This window comes from Enterobacter sp. 940_PEND, assembly GCF_001059415.1.
In the GTDB taxonomy this organism is placed as follows: domain Bacteria; phylum Pseudomonadota; class Gammaproteobacteria; order Enterobacterales; family Enterobacteriaceae; genus Enterobacter; species Enterobacter cloacae_M.
The window spans coordinates 12,689-31,060 of record NZ_JUMS01000023.1 but is presented as its reverse complement, the minus strand read 5'-3'; the positions used below and the strand labels follow the sequence as shown (position 1 = coordinate 31,060).

The 18,372-nt window shown below is 53.7% G+C and carries 17 protein-coding genes; 4 read left to right on the top strand and 13 right to left on the bottom strand.

Annotated elements, in window-relative coordinates; translation table 11 throughout:
* Window positions 1–8: 8 nt before the first annotated feature.
* Complete coding sequence (locus ADJ24_RS04420; protein WP_032668483.1) at window positions 9–557, bottom strand: Csu type fimbrial protein; 549 nt, start codon at window positions 555–557, stop codon at window positions 9–11.
* Between the two features lie 12 nt (window positions 558–569).
* A complete protein-coding gene (locus tag ADJ24_RS04415) occupies window positions 570–1,142 on the bottom strand; it encodes a Csu type fimbrial protein (RefSeq protein ID WP_023312260.1) in 573 nt (190 codons plus the stop codon).
* A 429-nt stretch (window positions 1,143–1,571) separates the two neighbouring features.
* Here ADJ24_RS04415 and ADJ24_RS04410 point away from each other — a divergent pair, with 429 nt between their 5' ends.
* Window positions 1,572–2,831 (top strand): dicarboxylate/amino acid:cation symporter, encoded by a 1,260-nt coding sequence (locus ADJ24_RS04410; RefSeq protein ID WP_023312261.1) that lies wholly within the window; start codon window positions 1,572–1,574, stop codon window positions 2,829–2,831.
* A gap of 103 nt (window positions 2,832–2,934) precedes the next feature.
* On the opposite strand, the gene cheW is transcribed toward ADJ24_RS04410, so the two are convergent.
* From cheW to flhD, 6 genes are all read right to left on the bottom strand, one after another.
* Window positions 2,935–3,438, bottom strand: coding sequence for a chemotaxis protein CheW (cheW, locus tag ADJ24_RS04405; RefSeq protein WP_023312262.1), 504 nt, complete (start codon window positions 3,436–3,438; stop codon window positions 2,935–2,937).
* Window positions 3,439–3,457: 19 nt separating this feature from the next.
* Window positions 3,458–5,494, bottom strand: coding sequence for a chemotaxis protein CheA (gene cheA, locus ADJ24_RS04400; protein ID WP_023312263.1), 2,037 nt, complete (start codon window positions 5,492–5,494; stop codon window positions 3,458–3,460).
* A gap of 4 nt (window positions 5,495–5,498) precedes the next feature.
* On the bottom strand, window positions 5,499–6,428 hold the full coding sequence (motB, locus tag ADJ24_RS04395; RefSeq protein WP_008500418.1) for a flagellar motor protein MotB: 930 nt from the start codon (window positions 6,426–6,428) through the stop codon (window positions 5,499–5,501).
* Complete coding sequence (gene motA, locus ADJ24_RS04390; protein WP_008500417.1) at window positions 6,425–7,312, bottom strand: flagellar motor stator protein MotA; 888 nt, start codon at window positions 7,310–7,312, stop codon at window positions 6,425–6,427. The genes motB and motA overlap by 4 nt, the downstream gene beginning before the upstream one ends.
* 123 nt (window positions 7,313–7,435) lie before the next feature.
* On the bottom strand, window positions 7,436–8,014 hold the full coding sequence (flhC, locus tag ADJ24_RS04385) for a flagellar transcriptional regulator FlhC (protein WP_013096051.1): 579 nt from the start codon (window positions 8,012–8,014) through the stop codon (window positions 7,436–7,438).
* 2 nt (window positions 8,015–8,016) lie between these two features.
* Window positions 8,017–8,367, bottom strand: coding sequence for a flagellar transcriptional regulator FlhD (gene flhD, locus ADJ24_RS04380; protein ID WP_023312264.1), 351 nt, complete (start codon window positions 8,365–8,367; stop codon window positions 8,017–8,019).
* A gap of 794 nt (window positions 8,368–9,161) precedes the next feature.
* On the opposite strand from flhD, the gene uspC reads away from it, so the two are divergent.
* Window positions 9,162–9,590 carry a universal stress protein UspC gene (gene uspC / locus ADJ24_RS04375; protein WP_023312265.1) on the top strand — a complete coding sequence of 143 codons (429 nt, stop codon included), beginning with the start codon at window positions 9,162–9,164 and terminating at the stop codon, window positions 9,588–9,590.
* A gap of 15 nt (window positions 9,591–9,605) precedes the next feature.
* Here the strand turns inward: uspC and otsA are convergent, their stop codons facing one another.
* From otsA to araF, 5 genes are all read right to left on the bottom strand, one after another.
* Window positions 9,606–11,030, bottom strand: a complete 1,425-nt coding sequence (gene otsA, locus ADJ24_RS04370; RefSeq protein ID WP_023312266.1) for an alpha,alpha-trehalose-phosphate synthase — start codon at window positions 11,028–11,030, stop codon at window positions 9,606–9,608.
* Window positions 11,005–11,808 carry a trehalose-phosphatase gene (gene otsB / locus ADJ24_RS04365; RefSeq protein ID WP_023312267.1) on the bottom strand — a complete coding sequence of 268 codons (804 nt, stop codon included), beginning with the start codon at window positions 11,806–11,808 and terminating at the stop codon, window positions 11,005–11,007. Before otsB ends, otsA begins: the two co-directional genes overlap by 26 nt.
* 176 nt (window positions 11,809–11,984) lie before the next feature.
* Complete coding sequence (gene araH / locus ADJ24_RS04360) at window positions 11,985–12,971, bottom strand: L-arabinose ABC transporter permease AraH (RefSeq protein ID WP_023312268.1); 987 nt, start codon at window positions 12,969–12,971, stop codon at window positions 11,985–11,987.
* 14 nt (window positions 12,972–12,985) lie between these two features.
* Window positions 12,986–14,500, bottom strand: a complete 1,515-nt coding sequence (gene araG, locus ADJ24_RS04355; RefSeq protein ID WP_023312269.1) for an L-arabinose ABC transporter ATP-binding protein AraG — start codon at window positions 14,498–14,500, stop codon at window positions 12,986–12,988.
* Window positions 14,501–14,571: 71 nt separating this feature from the next.
* Window positions 14,572–15,561 (bottom strand): arabinose ABC transporter substrate-binding protein AraF, encoded by a 990-nt coding sequence (araF, locus tag ADJ24_RS04350; protein ID WP_003859687.1) that lies wholly within the window; start codon window positions 15,559–15,561, stop codon window positions 14,572–14,574.
* A 787-nt stretch (window positions 15,562–16,348) separates the two neighbouring features.
* Between araF and ADJ24_RS04345 the strand changes: the two genes are divergently transcribed.
* Entirely contained in the window at window positions 16,349–16,852 is a 504-nt protein-coding gene (locus ADJ24_RS04345; RefSeq protein ID WP_023312270.1) for a non-heme ferritin-like protein, read from the top strand.
* Between the two features lie 155 nt (window positions 16,853–17,007).
* A complete protein-coding gene (locus ADJ24_RS04340; RefSeq protein ID WP_023312271.1) occupies window positions 17,008–18,351 on the top strand; it encodes an anaerobic C4-dicarboxylate transporter in 1,344 nt (447 codons plus the stop codon).
* Window positions 18,352–18,372 lie beyond the last annotated feature (21 nt).

Genomic DNA, 18,372 nt, shown 5'->3' with positions numbered 1-18,372 from the left:
TCCCTTTATTACCATGACAAGGTCACGGTGAGCTGATCGGAATAGGTTCCCGCCGGGCTAAACCCGGTCAGTAGCGCCACGCCAAAAAGCGGCAGCGCGATGTTATTGCTGTTGGTATAGGTCACCGCTATCGCCTGGTTGACGCCAATTTCGCTGTTCGCGGCCAGCGAGCTGCTGCTGTAGAGCCGGTATGGCACCATATCGACGCCGTTCGCGCGCTTCATGCGACGAACGGATGAATAATTTTGACCGCCATTAATGCTCATGCTCAGCGCCACGCCTGGCGTACAGGCAATAGACAACGCCCCGTTTGGCACAAAGCTGGTGCTGACCGGCGCGCTCTCGACGCCGTTATGGCTGCCAAAATCCAGCGTACCGAGAAGCCCTCCGCTACCGGTGGCCACCGCGCATCCCGGGACAATCGTCGCGCTGACCTTAAAGGACTGGGATGTCACCGCATCCGCCGTGGGCATCATGAGCAATCCGACGATCATCGCGAAAAAAGGCTGCACGCGTCCCTCTGCGCGTTTGCGCAGACCTGTGAGAGATGCCTTCATGGCGGTTCGGGACTAGTAGGTGACGCTGACGTTAATCGTGTCGGTGTAGGTCCCCGGGACGACCGTCACGCTGTTACCGCCGCCGGTAATCCGTCCGTACAGGGTGTAACTGTCCACCCCGCCTGCCGTGGACGCGATCGGCAGCGCGGCGTTATTGGCAATCACGGTATTAAACCCGCTGTCGCTGTACAGGCTGTAGGCCACGCCCTGTGCCGCGTTGGCCGTATTCACCAGATAGCGTTCAGGCGTACCCGGCGAACCGACAACCGAGCCGGGCGCGGTGGAGTGGGTATTACCGGTGATCGCGACCGTATAGCTGGCGGTCGTACATTGAATGGTGAAGGTGTTTCCGCCGCTGGCGCCGCTTAGCTGCGTCGTAAGCGTGGAAAAGGTTGCCGGATGGGTACCGAAATCGAGCGTACCGAAGTTAATGCCACTTTGTGCGGGCGAGCCGTTTATCAGACACCCGTTTGTCAGCGTCAGCGTTGCACCGATGGTGCCGCTGCTGGTGACGGCCAGCGCCTGATGAGCCGTTGTCGCAGCCAGTAAGGTGCCTGCGCAGATCAAAAGAAGTTTTCTTTTCATTTACCCCCCTCCAGAAGACGTCTCCGTTCCCTTGCCACATTTTATTTTTGTCGTTCAAGATGTTAGCCCCGCTTAACGTTCCTCTGAGGGGGTTATTGAGAATTTAGTTTACGGATATCGCTTCGACCACCTGACCCTTAAAGCATAAGGCATATGTCTTATTGACTCATTTTTCTTATAAATAACAGAAAGTTAAATTAATTCAGGCAGCAATTTTATTCTATCCGGGCAGAATATATCCATTAAACTGTGACAGTGATCACAATATATCGTCGACACATTAACAACAAAATTAATAAAACTTAAAAAGGAGTTGTATCCCCCTACACTTTGCGTCAATTTATGTGCCGAATAATTTCCCGCATCGTAATAAAAAATTTATATGTATCGATGCGGGCTACATCTGAAGCGCATAGAGGGTCTTTTTTCGTGGCAAGTGCAAACAAACTCACACTCTTCATCGTGATATTCATGCTGGCGGGTATTCTTTCAGGGGCAGCAATTCATGAGTATGCATCTGCGGATGCCATCACAGCCTGGTCGGATAATATTACCCTTCTGACCGATATTTTCCTCCGTCTAATCAAAATGGTCATTGCACCGTTGGTCTTCAGCACGCTCACCGTCGGCATTATGAAGCTGGGCGAAACCTCCACCATTGGCCGCGTTGGCGGCAAAGCGATGGTGTGGTTTATCAGCTCATCCGTGCTCTCAATTCTGGTTGGCCTGTTCATCGTCACGCTGGAGCATCCGGGAAGCGGTCTGAACCTGACGGTTCCGACAGAAGCGGTAGATACCGGCCTGGCCGTTGGCGGCATGACGCTGAAAGCGTTCCTGTCGCACACCATTCCGACCAGTATCGCGGGGGCGATGTCGAACAATGAGATCCTGCAGATTGTGGTGTTCTCGATGTTCTTCGGCATCGGCGGCGCGTCGCTGGGGCAAAAATTCAACGCGCCGCTGGTGGCCGCGCTGGATGTGGTTTCCCATATCATGCTGAAGGTAACGGGTTACGTAATGTACGTTGCTCCGCTGGCCATTTTCGCGGCGATTTCATCCGTCATTGCCACGCAGGGTCTGGGCATTCTGCTGAACTACGCCTCCTTTATTGGCGGCTACTATGTTGCCATTCTTCTCACCTGCATGGTGCTGCTGGCCGTGGGCTACATGGTGCTGAAAAAAGAGGTGTTTCGCCTGGTCAGCATGCTGAAAGACCCGGTCCTGGTGGCGTTTACCACCAGCAGCTCTGAAGCCGCCTACCCGAAAACGCTGGAGCAGCTGGAGCGCTTTGGCTGCTCGCGCAACATCGCCTCTTTCGTTCTGCCGATTGGCTACTCCTTCAACCTGGTGGGTTCGATGGTGTACTGCTCTTTCGCCTCGATGTTTATCGCTCAGGCGTACAACATTCACCTGAGCTTCTCTGAAGTGACGGTGCTGATGCTGACTCTGATGCTGGCGTCGAAAGGGATTGCGGGCGTGCCTCGTTCATCCCTGGTAGTGCTGGCAGCAACCATTCCAAGCTTTAACATTCCGGTGGCGGGTATTCTGCTGCTGATGGGGATCGACCACTTCCTGGATATGGGCCGTTCCGCAATTAACGTGCTGGGGAATGGGATCGCGACCGCGATGCTGTCGCAGAATGAAGGCGCGCGGGAAGCTGAAGCTGAACTGGTAAAGCAGGAAGCGTAAGGTGAAAAAAAGGGTGAGGCCTGATGCCCTCACCCCAGCCCTCTCCCACAGGGAGAGGGTGCAAACACAAAAACGGCAACCTGGGTTGCCGTTTTGCATTTACCTACGCTACGTGACTCGCGGCGATATCCAGCAGCGCCATCTCATCGCTGTTCAGCAACTTCTCAATGTTCACCAGGATCAGCATACGCTCGCCGAGCGCGCCCAGGCCGGTCAGGTATTCGGTCGACAGCGTGACCGCAAACTCCGGCGCAGGACGAATTTGGTCAGAGGTCAGGGAAAGCACATCAGATACGCCGTCCACCACGATACCTACCACGCGCTGCCCCAGATTCAGAACGATCACCACGGTGTTGTCGTCGTAGTCAACGTCGCCCTGGCTGAACTTCACGCGCAGGTCCACGATTGGCACAATGACGCCACGCAGGTTGGTGACACCTTTAATAAAAGCAGGCGTGTTAGCGATGCGGGTAACCTGGTCGTAACCACGGATTTCCTGCACTTTCAGGATATCGATGCCGTACTCCTCATCGCCTAAAGTGAATACCAGGAATTCCTGCCCTGATGGCTCGCCCGCCAGTTTCGTTACATTACTCATACCGGTCATGTTATTACCTTCTACTTAATCAGGCGGCTGTGTACGCCACACGTTGTTCACGATTTAAACCCTGAAGCGCCGACACATCGACGATCAGCGCCACGCTACCATCACCCAGAATGGTGGCGGCAGAAATACCCGGCACTTTGCGGTAGTTGCTTTCGAGGTTCTTCACTACCACCTGGTGCTGACCAATCAGTTGATCGACCAGCAGCGCGTAGCGACGGCCCGCGCTTTGCAGGATCACAACGATGCCCTGCGTGGCCTCTGTCTTCGCCCCGTCCACTTCGAACACTTTCCACAGTTCCACCAGCGGCAGGTATTCACCGCGCACTTCGAGGACGCGCTCGCCGCCCGCCAGCGGATGCAGATCTTCTTCACGCGGCTGCAGGGATTCCATCACGGCGTTCAGCGGCAGGATAAAGACTTCGTCCGCCACTTTGACAGACATGCCGTCGAGGATCGCCAGCGTCAGCGGCAGCAGAATGCGAATGGTGGTGCCGGAACCCTGTTTAGACTGGATCTCAACGTGGCCGCCCATCTCCTGGATGTTACGTTTCACCACGTCCATGCCTACGCCGCGCCCGGAGACGTCGGTCACCTGCTCTGCGGTAGAGAAGCCCGGCGCGAAGATGAGCATGCCCACTTCTTCGTCGGTCATGTTTTCATTGACCGCCATTCCCTGCGAAATCGCTTTTGCCAGGATGCGCTCGCGGTTAAGACCCGCGCCGTCGTCGGTCACTTCGATGCAGATGTTTCCGCCCTGGTGTTCCGCGGAGAGGATCAGGTTGCCGACCGGGGATTTACCGGCGGCAATGCGGTTTTCCGGCAGTTCGATACCGTGGTCGAGACTGTTACGCACCAGGTGCGTTAACGGGTCGATAATGCGCTCGATCAGGCTCTTATCCAGTTCGGTTGAGCTGCCCATCAGGGTCAGTTCAATCTGTTTATTCAGCTTGCTGGCAAGGTCGCGGACCAGACGCGGGAAGCGGCTGAAGACATATTCCATCGGCATCATACGGATGGACATGACCGATTCCTGCAGGTCGCGGGCGTTACGCTGCAGCTGGCCCATGCTGGTGATCAGATCGCCGTGCGTGACCGGGTCCAGTTCGTTAGAACGCTGGGCCAGCATCGACTGGGTAATCACCAGTTCACCCACCAGGTTAATCAGCTGGTCGACCTTCTCAACGGCAACGCGGATACTGGTTGACTCGCTGGAGCGCGCGGCAGGCTTTTCACCACGGCCAGGTGCCGCGGCCTCTTTTGGCACGGCCTTCAGCGCCGGAGCCGCAGGAGCCACAGCCGGTGCGGCGGCCTGAGCGACAGAGGCCACCTCTTCCGCAGCGGCAGGGACGTCAACCGCAGCCGTTTCGGTTTCGAAGGCGATCTGGTCAGCTTCGATAACAAAGCACAGTACCGCCACGATATCGTCCTGGCCAATACCGTCATCAAGCGTCGCGGCAAGGCTGTCTTTGCCTTTTACCACGTTGCTTAATTTCGCCAGGTTACCCAGCTCTTCTTCCAGCAGGTTAACTTCATTCTCTTTGAGACGTGACAGCACAACGCGCAGTTTGCCCGCTTGTGCAGCGGCTGGCGCGGCCTCGTCGGCAGCAACCGCATCGACAACGCTCAGTTTCGCCGCAGGGACAACGGCTGCTGCGACCTCACCTTTTGCTTCCAGGGCGAGCTGGCGCAGCGCGTTACAGATGTATTCAAAGCTGGCGGCATCAGGCTCTGCCGAACTTTTATAGGCGTCGAGCTGTTCCTGCATAATATCTTTGGTTTCCAAAAACAGGTTGATAATGTCGGTATTGAGCTGCATCTCACCGCGTCGTGCTTCATCAAGCAGGTTTTCCATTAAATGGGTCGTTTCCTGCAGGATGGTAAATCCAAAGGTTCCGGCTCCGCCTTTAATAGAGTGCGCCGCACGGAAGATGGCATTGAGCTGCTCGGAGTCCGGTGCTTCGGGCACCAAATCGAGCAAGTGTTGCTCCATATCGGCCAACAATTCGTCGGCTTCATCAAAGAATGTCTGGTAAAAATCGCTAATATCCATGCTCACGCTATCACCTCGGATTGGCTGGTGGCGATGTTGGAACGGCAGCCGAAGGAACGGCCCCAGGCTGTTTTAAATCGTCCAGTGACTCATTCTGACTTTCGGCGTTTTCATGCAGGATGGCCTGCTCCGCCTGCTGGTTCAGCACTAAAAGACTGATACGACGGTTGATGGCATCATCCGGCCCGCGGTCGGAAACGCGCATGGTTGCGGCCATGCCGACTACGCGCAGTACCTTGCCATCATCAAGCCCACCTGCCACCAGCTCGCGACGCGAGGCGTTGGCACGATCGGCAGAAAGCTCCCAGTTGCTGTATCCCTTCTCCCCACTGGCGTACGGGAAATCATCCGTGTGTCCTGACAGGCTGATTCGGTTAGGAATGCCGTTCAGCACCGGTGCAATGGCACGCAGAATGTCGCGCATGTACGGTTCGACTTCCGCACTCCCGGTTTTAAACATTGGGCGGTTCTGGCTGTCGATAATCTGAATACGCAGCCCTTCCTGCACCAGGTCAATCTTCAGATGCGGGCGCAGCGCGCGCAGCTTCGGATCCGCCTCAATCAGCTGATCGAGATCGCCACGCAGTTTCTTCAGACGCGCCTGCTCCATCTTTCTTTTCAGCTCGTCGATGTTCGGCTCTTTTTTCACCTCACCCTTCTGCTGGGTGTAATCATCGCCGCCGCCCGGGATCGGGCTTTCGCTGTTAGAGATACGCGGCCCACCGGCCACCGCCGTTGCCAGCGGCGTACGGAAATATTCGGCAATCTGGATCAGTTCTTTTGGGCTGGAGATGGAGATCAGCCACATCACCAGAAAGAACGCCATCATTGCGGTCATAAAGTCGGCGTACGCAATTTTCCACGAGCCGTGCGCGCCATGCCCGCCGCCCTTGTGCTTGCGTTTTTTTACGATGACGATTGGATGGGACTGGTTTTTCATGCGTCCTCAGTTGTCGTCTGTTGGTTTGGGTTTTTCACCGCACGCACGTGTTCTTCAAGCTCGATAAACGACGGACGCTCGCTGGAGTAAAGCGTTTTACGGCCAAACTCAACCGCGATCGGTGGCGCGTAACCGTTGAGGTTAGAGAGCAGCGTGATCTTCACGCACTGCATCATTTTGGTGGTTTCCGCGCTCTTCTGGCGCAGAACGCTCGCCAGCGGAGAGATGAAGCCGTACGCCAGCAAAATACCGAGGAAAGTCCCCACCATCGCGTGGGCAATCAGCGCGCCCAGCTCGGCTGCCGGACGGTCCGCCGAGGCCAGGGCGTGAACCACGCCCATTACCGCGGCAACGATACCGAATGCCGGAAGCGAGTCGCCGACCAGCGCCAGGCTGTTGGCCGGCACTTCAGATTCGCTTTCGTGGGTTTCAATCTCTTCGTCCATCAGCGCTTCGATTTCGAAGGTATTCATGTTGCCGCTGATGATGAGTCGCAGATAGTCGACGATGAAATCCAGCATCATGGCGTCAGCAAGAATTCGCGGATAGCTGGCAAAAATTTCGCTTTCTTTCGGGTTTTCAATATCCCGTTCAAGCGAGAACATGCCCTGCTGACGCGACTTCGCCATCAGGCGATAGAGCAGTGCCAGCAGATCCATATACATACTTTTGGTGTATTTCGAGCGACGGAACAGCAACGGAATCGCTTTCAGCGTGCCCTTGATCGATTTACCGTTGTTACCAACGATAAAAGCCCCTACCCCTGCGCCGCCGATGATAATAAGTTCAGCCGGTTGATAGAGTGCTCCAAGGTGCCCGCCGGTCATCATGTAACCGCCGAAAACTGTACCGAGAACTACCAGGTAACCTAATAAGATAAGCACGACATCATCCTTCCGCTAGTGACTATGGCAAGGACGTCCAGCTCGCAGCGTTTACCGTTTACGGGGTAAAAAAAAGCAGCGGTAATTGCTTACCGCTGCTGGAATCTTTCCCACACGTTCGGGTTAAACAGCTTGTTCGATCTGTTCATCCAGCAGTTGTGGAATAATATCGGCAGCATCCCGGGAAAGTTTACGTCTTTTTACTGCGCGGGATGGAGGCTGACATAAACTACAGGCGAAGCTGCCTGCAGGCTGATGAGCATGGGTAATAAAATTGCCGTCGCAGCAGTTGCAGCGCGACAGTTCAAGCATTCCGCTCTCAACAAAACGCACCAGCGTCCATGCGCGGGTCAGCGCCAGCAGAGGGCCTTCTTCCTGCTGTGGGCATTGTTCAAGGTAAAGTTTGTACGCTTTGATCACGGCGTCAACGCCGCTACACAAACCGGTTTTGAGAAGATACTGCCAGGCATTACAGAACATGGAAGCATGAATATTCTGCTCCCACGTCATAAACCAGTCGGTAGAAAACGGCAGCATGCCTTTCGGCGGGGGACTACCACGTAACTCTTTGTACAGCTTGATGAGACGACCACGGCTCAGCTGAGTCTCGCTTTCCAGCATTTGTAAACGAGCACCCAGCGTAATCAGCTCCATGGCCAACTGTATGTCACGCGCTTCCTGAACAATGCTTTTCTCGCTCATTGCTAGGCCCTTTTCTTACGGGCTGCGTCATCAGGCTGGCTGATTTCGTTAAGCAAGCGAGTGGAAAGAAGAATACCGGTATGGATCTGTTGGAGATCGTCCACACGGGATTCCTGCGTCAGACGCGTTATTGTCTGCGAATCATCGAAACGGAACTGGCAAACCAGTTGATTCGTTTCAGCCAGTTTAACCATCTGCGGGAGGGTTAAGCCGCCCAGCATGGTTGCCATTTCTTCGTTAATACCCAGACGAAACATCGCGGACGCCTTGTCCTGACTAATCAAACGCTGCGCGAGCAGTAAATACGACAAATTGATGTCATAGATATGTTTTAGCAACTCGGATGTATGCATTGTTCCCATCCCGAATAACCAACTATTATTTTTATGCGGAAAGACCGCACCCCGTGATGTCGCCGGGAAATCACCCGGTATAAAAAAGAAAAGGCTAAATGCATAGTTGAATTTAGGTTTGTATTCACTGAAACCGTAAGAGAGAAACCGCGAATGCGTCTCTTACATGATTTATCATTTCTTACAAATAACTAAGATTTTTCCTAATTCGACGCAAACTCTACTCGTCAGTTTTGACACATACAATCCAGCCACCCTCAAATTTAAAAAAAATGTGATCCACGTCACACAATTTAAGTGAATATGACCCATAAATCCATCAGTATGACTTGTAATTTGTTCAATATTTAGACAATCAGTACTGTTTTGTATTCTTAATTGACGAATACTCATGCAGAAGGGTGATCCGAACTGGCATGCAACGTGCTTTTCCTGCCGTAAGCGCCGCGCGGAAACATTTACATCAGGCCCCTCTCCTGGAAACATTTTTCTTACCGTGAAAAAACATATAGTTATGCAGCTAGTACAAAAAAGTTGTTTCAGGGAGTGATCATTCGAAATGAGTTTGTAACGCATCAAAACGATTTAACAGTCAAAGCGTGGATTTGTGTGATTTACGTTAAGTTGTTAATTTTTTTCATTTAGGCGCATTTTTCAGTTATTCTTCTTATAAGAATAATTAATGAATAATTATGATAAGCTTCACACTAATGTCGTAATCTGCTCTTGCAGAACCGGAGATTTCGCGGTAAAGGTGGTTAAACGCTGTCTTTCAGACATCCAAGGAGTGCGCCATGAGTTACTCCCATCTTCTTGTTTCCGTTGCAGTTTCCCCCGAAAGCCATCAGCTCGTCGCCCGGGCAGTTTCCATTGCCAGACCCCACAATGCCCGCATCAGCCTCATCACGCTCGCTGCCGAGCCGGAGATGTATAATCAGCTGGCCGCCCCCATGCTGGAGGATATTCGCGAGGTTCTGCAGGAAGAAACGCAGCAATTTCTGCGCGAATTAGTGGAAAAGGCACAATATCCTGTTTATGAGACCGTTATTGCGACCGGGGAACTTAACGCCCATATTCTCGATATGTGTCGTAAACAAAATATTGATTTAGTGATTTGCGGGAACCATAACCACAGCTTTTTATCGCGGGCAGCCTGCGCGGCGAAATCTATTGTCGCGTCGAGCCAGGTCGATGTGCTATTAGTGCCGCTTGGGGGGCATTAACCCCCCAGCAGTAAATCAGGCGAGTTTAGGGAAGGTCGCGATCTTTTTTTGCAGATCGCCTTCATGACTCTGCGGAGCGATATCCCGGAGATCCTGAATAAAACGCGCCTGCCAGTGGTTAATATCGTTCTTCCGGATTGTTTCTATCATGTCAGCATGGCGGGAAATACGTTCCGTGAGCGGCATTGTCAGGGCGCGATTCAGCGCGTTAGCCACGTCATCCCTGTCGTAAGGGTTAACGATGAGCGCCGACGTGAGCTCATTTGCGGCCCCGGCAAACTGGGAAAGCACCAGAACACCCGGGTCGGCAGGGTCCTGGGCAGCCACATACTCTTTCGCCACCAGGTTCATCCCGTCGCGCAGCGGCGTGACTAGCCCAACGTCCGCATAGCGGAAGACCTTCATCAGGATCTTACGGTCAAAGTGTTGATTCAGGTAAAACAGCGGCGTCCAGCCCAGCTGGCCGTAGCGGCCATTAATGCGCCCTGCTTCTGTCTCCAGCTGATGGCGAATATCCTGATAGGCCTGAACCTCACCGCGCGACGTCGGCGCGATCTGGGTATAGCGGATTTTCCCGTGATGCTGCGGGTATTTATCCAGCAGCGTTTCATACGCCAGGAAGCGTTCCGGTAGCCCTTTGGAATAATCAAGACGCTCAACCGAGAAGATATTTTTCACGTGCTTGAGTTCATTCTTAAGCTGCGCCAGCTTCGGCGGCAGCGGGCCGGAAGCCTGCTCCGCGATTTCGTCAGGTTCAATCCCTATTGGATAGACCTCGGTGTGGAAAGTTTTCCCCCACGCCGTATGAGTTTTCCCGCCTTTGGTCACCAGACGCGCTTTGCCTGACACGGAGTCAAGGAACGCGAGGCGGTCATTTTCGGTCTGGAAGCCCAGCAAATCGAAATCACACAGCGCCTCCAGCAGCTCTTCATGCGGCGGCAGCGCGGTAAAAATCTCCGGCGTCGGGAACGGGATGTGCAGGAAGAAGCCAATGCGGTTATTTACCCCCCTCTTTCGCAGCTCGCGCGCGAAGGGCAACAGGTGATAATCGTGGATCCATAAAATATCGTCTTCTTCGATTAATGGCAGCAGTTTATCCGCCAGCAGCGCATTCACGCGCGAGTAGCCTTCGAAGGATTCACGCTGGAATTTGACCAAGTCAAGACGATAGTGAAACGCAGGCCACAGGACGGCATTTGAGAACTGCGAGTAATACTCGTCATAGTCTTTCTCTTTCAATGCAAACGACGCCCACGTAATGTTTCCACGCGTCACCTTTTTGAGCGGTTTCTCTTCTTCACTGATTTCTCCACTCCAGCCAAACCACAGCCCGCCAGCGGCTTTTAAGGCACCTAACACCCCTACCGCCAGGCCACCTGCACTGGCTTTTTTATCGTCAGGCGGTGCGATTCGGTTAGAGACGACGACTAAGCGACCCATAATGGTTTCCCCCTTTGCTTTGCGCTATTTGTTGTTGTTGCTGGTTAGCGATGTCAGATATCCACTGCCAGACGCTGGCGACATCCGCCAGTCGCCATTCGGCAACGGTGTCACCAGGCCCCACCTTGACGGCGATCCCTTCGGCCTGATTCACCACGCGAAACCCGGCCTCGTCGGTCAGGTCATCGCCAATAAATACCGGTGTACGTCCCTTAAATGGCGGTTCCGCCATAAACGCCGCAATAGCAGCACCTTTATTAATCCCCTCAGGTTTTATCTCAACGACGCACTTCCCCGGCTGCAGCGCGAGCTGCGGGTGTGCATCGGCCACGCTGCGAGCAATCGCAAAGACCGCCGCCTCGTGATGCGGTGCCTGCCGATAGTGCAAAGCGAAAGCCATGCCCTTCTCTTCCAGTTCAGTGCCCGGAAGCGACTCAAGCGCCGAGGAGAGTTGAGTGTGTAACGCCTTAATTAAGGTCTCAGGAAGTGATACAACGTGCAGTTGATCATGGATATCGCGGCGCTCCGCTCCGTGTACACCGGCTAGCGGAAAGTGGTAAGGACTGGCGAGCACGTCCAGCTCGGCCATTGAGCGCCCTGAAATCAATGCCAATGCGCCCTCGTTCAGTCTTGAGAGCTGCTGCAAATTCTCTAGCACCGTATCCGGGACGACCACGTCGTCAGGATGCGGCTGGATCCCGGCGAGCGTCCCGTCGAGGTCAAAAAAGAAAGCATATTTTCCGGGCAGTACAGGCGGTGCGGTTAACAAGTCAGCCACCCTTTTCCTCCTTACGGTTTACGAGAGGTAAACGCCTTTACCTCTTTCATAGCCATGTAAGTATAGACAGTGTGACGTGGCTCGCCATTTGACAACCGCCCCGCCAGTATTACTGGCGAGGCGGTTAAGGGGTCAACTATGGTTATAAGTTGAGCAATAAAAGGTGGGAAAAAGGACTAAACGGTACGCTTCGCTTTTTGCTTGTAACGGTCGAAAATCACCGCTGCCAGCAGGATCAGGCCACGCACCACGTACTGCGAGAATGGCGAAATATTCAGCAGGTTCATGGCGTTCTCTACCGTGCCTAAAATCAGGATACCGGCCACCACATATGAGATTTTTCCGATGCCGCCCTTGAGGGAAACTCCCCCTAAAACGCAGGCCGAAATGACGATCAGCTCGTAACCAATAGAGGTCATCGGCTGGCCGCTGGTCATGCGCGACGCAAGAATAATTCCCGCAGCGGCAGAAACCAGCCCTGAGAGCACAAAGATAATAATCTTGGTTCGCACTACCGGCACCCCGGCCAGACGAGCGGCCTCTTCGTTACCGCCAATCGCCAGCGTATTGCGGCCAAAGGTGGTCCGGTTGAGCAGGAAGCCGAACAGGATCAGGCAGGCCACGGTCAGCCAGATTGGCGCAGGCAGACCCAGCCAGTTGGCGTAACCCAGGGTAAAGAAGCGCTCGTCTTCAATCCCCACAGCTTTACCGTCGGAGATGATATAGGCCAGCCCGCGGACAATTTGCATTGTCGCAAGCGTGGTGATCAGGGCGTTAATCTTCAGGCGTGCGATAACAAACCCGTTCACCAGACCGCTGATGACGCCGAGTAGCAGACCGGCCAGAACGCCAATCCACAGGCTCTCCGTCATGTTGATCACCACTGCCGTCGTGACGCCCGCACAGGCAATCACCGACGCTACCGACAGGTCAAAATCGCCGGAGGCCAGACAGAACAGCATCCCGCAGGCCACCATCCCGGACATGGAAATGGCCAGCCCCAGCCCCTTCATATTAATGAAGGTGGCAAAGTTAGGAACAAAGATCGCGCAGGCGAGAAACAGCGCGGCAAAGACCACCAGCATGCCGTACTGATCCCAGATACGTCCAAAACTCAGCGCCGACTTCGACTTCGGCGCTCCGGATGTAGTAACAGAGGACATCATTAACTCCTTACTCAGGCGACAGCCTGGCTGACTTTAGGCATGGCGAGGTTCAACGCCTGTTGTTCATTCGCCTGTTCATGAAGTAATTCACCGGCAATTTCGCCTTCACGCATCACCACAATGCGGTCGGCCACGCCAAGCACCTCCGGCAGATCGCTGGAGGCGAAGAGCACCGCCACGCCGCGTTTTGCCAGCTCATAAATCACGTTATAAATCTCGTGTTTTGCCCCCACATCGATACCGCGCGTCGGCTCGTCGAGCAAAATGACCTTCATATCTTCGGACAGCCAGCGGCCTAAAATCGCCTTCTGCTGGTTTCCGCCTGACAGATTCATGATCAGCTGTTCCGGACCCGGCGTTTTAATATTCAGAGAGCGAATATGGTGGTCGGCATTGCTCGACTCCCAGCCATCGTTTATCAGGCAGCCTGCGCGAATAAACTTGCGGCGGGCGGAAATATTGATGTTGTCGCGTACCGAATGCACCGGAATAATCCCCTCGGCTTTACGGTCTTCCGGGCAGAGCATCATGCCCGCCCCGATCGCGTGGGCCGGTTTCTGGATATCGACCCGTTCACCATCAATAGAAACTTGCCCATCGGTAATGCGGGTACCACCGAACAGGCCTTTCATTAATTCACTGCGCCCCGCCCCCACCAGACCAAACAGGCCGACAATTTCGCCGCTGCGAACGGATAACGAAATCGGCGTGCGCACGCCCGGCGCTTTGACGCTGTCCAGGCGCAGGCGTTCAGGGCCATACTGACGCGGCTGCCAGTGATAAATATCACCCAGCTCGCGTCCGACCATCGCCTGAACAAGCTGGTCATGGTTAACCTGCTGCATGTCGGTAAAGGTGCGCACATAGCGCCCATCTTTAAAGACGGTGATGGCGTCGCTCAGGGCAAATATCTCTTCCATGCGGTGCGAGACATACAAAATCGTACGGCCTTCCTGACGCAATTCGCGGATCACGCGGAACAGATTTTCTATTTCACGCGCAGAGAGCGAACTGGTGGGCTCATCGAAGGCGATAATTCTGGCGTTACGCGCCAGCGCCTTGGCAATTTCAACCATCTGCCACTGGCCGATGGAGAGATATTTCAGCGGCGTCTGGGGATCGACGTCCAGACCAAGATGTTTAAGCTGCAGCCCCGCTTCATAATTAAGTAGCGAACGATTTACCACGCCGCCTTTGTGCGGGAGCTGTCCTAAATAGATGTTTTCCGCCACGGTCATCTCAGGAATGAGGTGCAGCTCCTGATAGATGATCGCAACCCCGGCATTGAGCGCCGCCGTGGTATCGGCAAACGCCACCTCTTCGCCGCGAATGGCCAGCGTGCCGGTCGTAGGCGCATAGTTGCCGCTGAGGATCTTCAACAGCGTGGATTTCCCCGCGCCGTTTTCCCCCATCAGGGCGTGAACCTGGCCGGCATAGCAGTCGAAGCTGATATCGGTCAGCGCGTTAACACCGGGGAAAGTTTTCCCGATGCCGCGAAAAGAGAGATACGGATCAGACTGTCGCATAACGTCTCCGTGATTCCTGTAGTGTGTACGTCTGGCCCCTCACGAAGCGTGAGGGGCACAATCACCGCGTATTACTTACCGCCCAGCCCTTTTTTCGCCAGCTCCTCTTTGAAGTTGTCGCGGGTAATCAGCACCACGTCGGTCACTTCGGTAAATTTCGGCGGTTCGGCCCCTTTGGTTACCCAGTTGTAGAGCATCTCACTGGATTTGTAGCCGTGAACGTCCGGGCTCGGCAGCAGAGAACCGTAGAAGCCAGTAGCCTGCGCTTTGGACAGCTCGCTGACGGCGTCAACGCCGTTGATGCCAATCCCGATCACGTCAGGCGCCTTGAAGCCCTGGCCTTCCGTCGCGCGTACCCCGCCCAGCACGGTGTTGTCGTTCATGCCGACCACCAGCCAGTGTTTGACCTCCGGATGCTGGACCAGCATAGAGTTCGCGGCGTCGAAAGCGCCCGGGATATCGTTGGATTTGGTTGGGACTTTATAGATCTGTTTTTCCGGGAAGCCGGCCGCTTTCAGCGCATCCATTGAACCGGTAGTACGACGACGGGCGGTGTCCAGCTCGTCAGCCGTGATAGCCATTACCGCGGTCTCTTTGACATCCCAGCCGCGCTTTTGCATCTCTTTATAGAGTTCCTGGCCCTGGCGCTCGCCGATTTTGGTCGCCGCCATCATGACCAGCGGGACGGTGTCCATCGGCTTGCCTTTGGCGTTAACGAACTGATCGTCAACCGCGATGACCTTCATATCGTAACCGCGCGCTTTCGCCGCGATTGCCGACCCCAGCTTTGGATCCGGGGTACAGATAACGAAACCTTTTGCACCGCTGGCCGCCAGGCTGTCGATGGCGTTCAGGGTTTTTTCGCCGTCAGGCACGGCGATTTTAATGACTTCAAAACCTAAATCTTTCCCGGCTTTATCTGCGAATTTCCACTCAGTCTGGAACCAGGGCTCTTCGGGCTGTTTTACCAAAAAACCGAGTTTTAAATTCTCAGCGATAGCGGATTGTGACATAACGGCAGCCAGACCGATGGCCGCCAGCGCTTTAGTAAATTTGTGCATGGTAAACTCCAGCTTTAGCATTCTTTTCTGTAGGGAATAAGTGCGTGCTTCTTATTTAATCGGACTTAAAACAAGGCATTAGCGCTTACCTCGTCATAAGCGTTATTGCTGGTGATAGTTTTAGCGGGAAATTAATCATCCATAAGAGAGCCCCATCACACCGCAGAATTACAGTAATTGCGTACATAAATTCAGCGAAAAATGACATAAAAAAGGCGGGATTTGTCAGACAAATAGAAAGGGGTTAAGCAGAATTATCCATAAGATTAGCCAAGATATCCCTGATGCCCCTCAGCGGGCAAAACGCAACTGGCGTTAAAGGGGTTCAACATGTTTTTCATCAAGGATGTACAACGCACCTGTAAAAACGTTATTTCGCAGAAATTGATTTAGCGCAATTTTATTGGCACATCATATATTCGAAACGATTAAACCGTATTTCTCTTTTTCTCGGAGTAATATTCCAACTTAATATTTCAGAAAGAGTAACAGTGTGCCTTAACGGTAAAAACCCTTAATTATTAGCTTATTAAGTCACATTCAATTCATGGCGAGCTAATTGTATTTATGTACTATATTAAACTTTGTAATGTATGGTAAATACAGCCTGATTAAGAGTTTTCTTAGACTCAAGACAAGGGTATGCTTATTTATATCGAACACAGGAAGTGAATTTCGGTCGACTTCGGTCACGGCAGAATGTCTATTTCTGCTCTTTTCTTCGTATTTGCCTGGCGCTCAGGTTAAGCAACGGACATCACGTCCCACAGTCAATAAGGATATGAGTATGGCTACCCAAACGATGATGCAAAAACTTAACGCGCAGATGAACCTTGAGTTCTACGCCTCGAACCTGCACCTTCACTTAAGTGCGTGGTGTGCCGAGAATAGTCTTACGGGGTCTGCTACATTCTTTCGCTCGCAGGCGCAAAGTAACGTCACCCATATGATGCGTGTCTTCAATTTTCTGAAAGCCGCAGGGGCAAATCCTGTCGTTAAAGCCCTTGATGGGATCAACGAAAACTACTCCTGCCTGGAAGAACTGTTTCAGAAAACGCTTGAAGAGTACGAGCAACGTTGCAGTACGCTCAGCAAACTGGCCGATGAAGCCAAAGCGCAGCAGGACATTACGACGCTCAAATTCTTACGTGATATGGACAAAGAGCAGCAGCAGGATGGCATGCTGCTGAAGACGCTGGCGGATGAGATCCATAATGCGCAGCAGGCGGGTTTATGTCCTGAGCAAACCGACCGTCATCTGCTCGACATTGTGGCGGTGCAGCACCACTGAGGTTTGGCCTGCTTCCGTCCCGGGGAGCAGGCCCCCATCCCATCTCCAACCTTCTGCTTTTCCTGAAATTTAACAAATCAGATCTGGCTCCCAATGATTAACCACACAACGTGTGATGATTTATTTAGTTACATAATCATTGACGAGGGAGCATCATGATCACCATTGAGTTTGTTGTCATTCTCCTCTGCCTGCTGACGGGTACGCGTTTCGGCGGTATGGGGCTTGGGTTAATCAGCGGCATTGGTCTTTTTATTTTATGTTTTGTCTTTGGTCTGCAACCGGGTAAACCGCCGGTTGACGTTATGCTGACCATCCTTGCGGTGATAGGCTGTGCGGCTACGCTGCAGACTGCGGGCGGCCTCAACGTCATGATGCAGTTTGCTGAACGCCTGCTGCGCAAACACCCGCAGCACATCACCCTGCTCGCCCCTTTCACCACCTGGATGCTGACCTTTCTGTGCGGCACCGGGCATGTGGTCTACACCATGTTCCCCATCATTGCGGATATCGCCCTGAAAAAAGGGATCCGCCCGGAGCGCCCCATGGCCGTGGCATCGGTGGCATCACAGATGGCGATTACGGCATCCCCCGTTTCCGTTGCCGTTGTGTCGCTGGTGTCCATCCTGGCGGCCCAGCATGGGATCGGCCACGCGTGGGGGATCCTGGAAATTCTCGCCGTGTCGGTTCCCGCTTCGCTTTTCGGCGTAGCCATTGCGGCCCTGTGGAGCTTACGCCGTGGGAAAGATCTGGCTGACGACATAGAGTTTCAGGAAAAGCTGAAAGATCCTAAGCAGCGCGAGTTTATCTACGGCGGTACGGAGACGTTAATGAATCAGCGTTTCCCTAAACAGGCCTACTGGTCCACGTGGATTTTCTTTGCCGGTATTGCCGTGGTCGTTTTGCTGGGGGCATTCCCGGAACTGCGCCCCGCCTTTGAAGTGAAAGGCAAAATGACGGCGCTGTCGATGAACCTTGTCATTCAGATGATGATGCTAATTGCGGGCGCCGTGATGCTGATGGCCTGTAAGGTTAATGCGTCGGCGATTTCCAACGGCGCGGTGTTCAAGGCCGGTATGGTCGCGATCTTCTCGGTGTTCGGCGTGGCGTGGATGAGCGATACCTTTTTCCAGGCGCATCTCGACGAGTTAAAGCTGGCGCTGGAAGGCGTGGTGAAGAGCCACCCGTGGACGTATGCCATTGTGCTGTTTCTGGTGTCAAAACTGGTGAACAGCCAGGCGGCTGCGCTGACGGCCGTTGCGCCAATGGGCCTCATGCTGGGCATCGACCCGAAAATGCTGATCGCCTTTTTCCCGGCGTCCTACGGCTATTTTGTCCTGCCGACCTATCCCAGTGATTTGGCCTGCATCGGCTTTGACCGTTCAGGCACCACCCGCATCGGCAAATTTATCATCAACCACAGCTTTATTCTGCCTGGGCTGATTGGAGTAAGCTGCGCGTGCGCGGCGAGCTACCTGCTGGTCCAGACGTTCTTTTAACAGCATCAAAGGGCGACACGT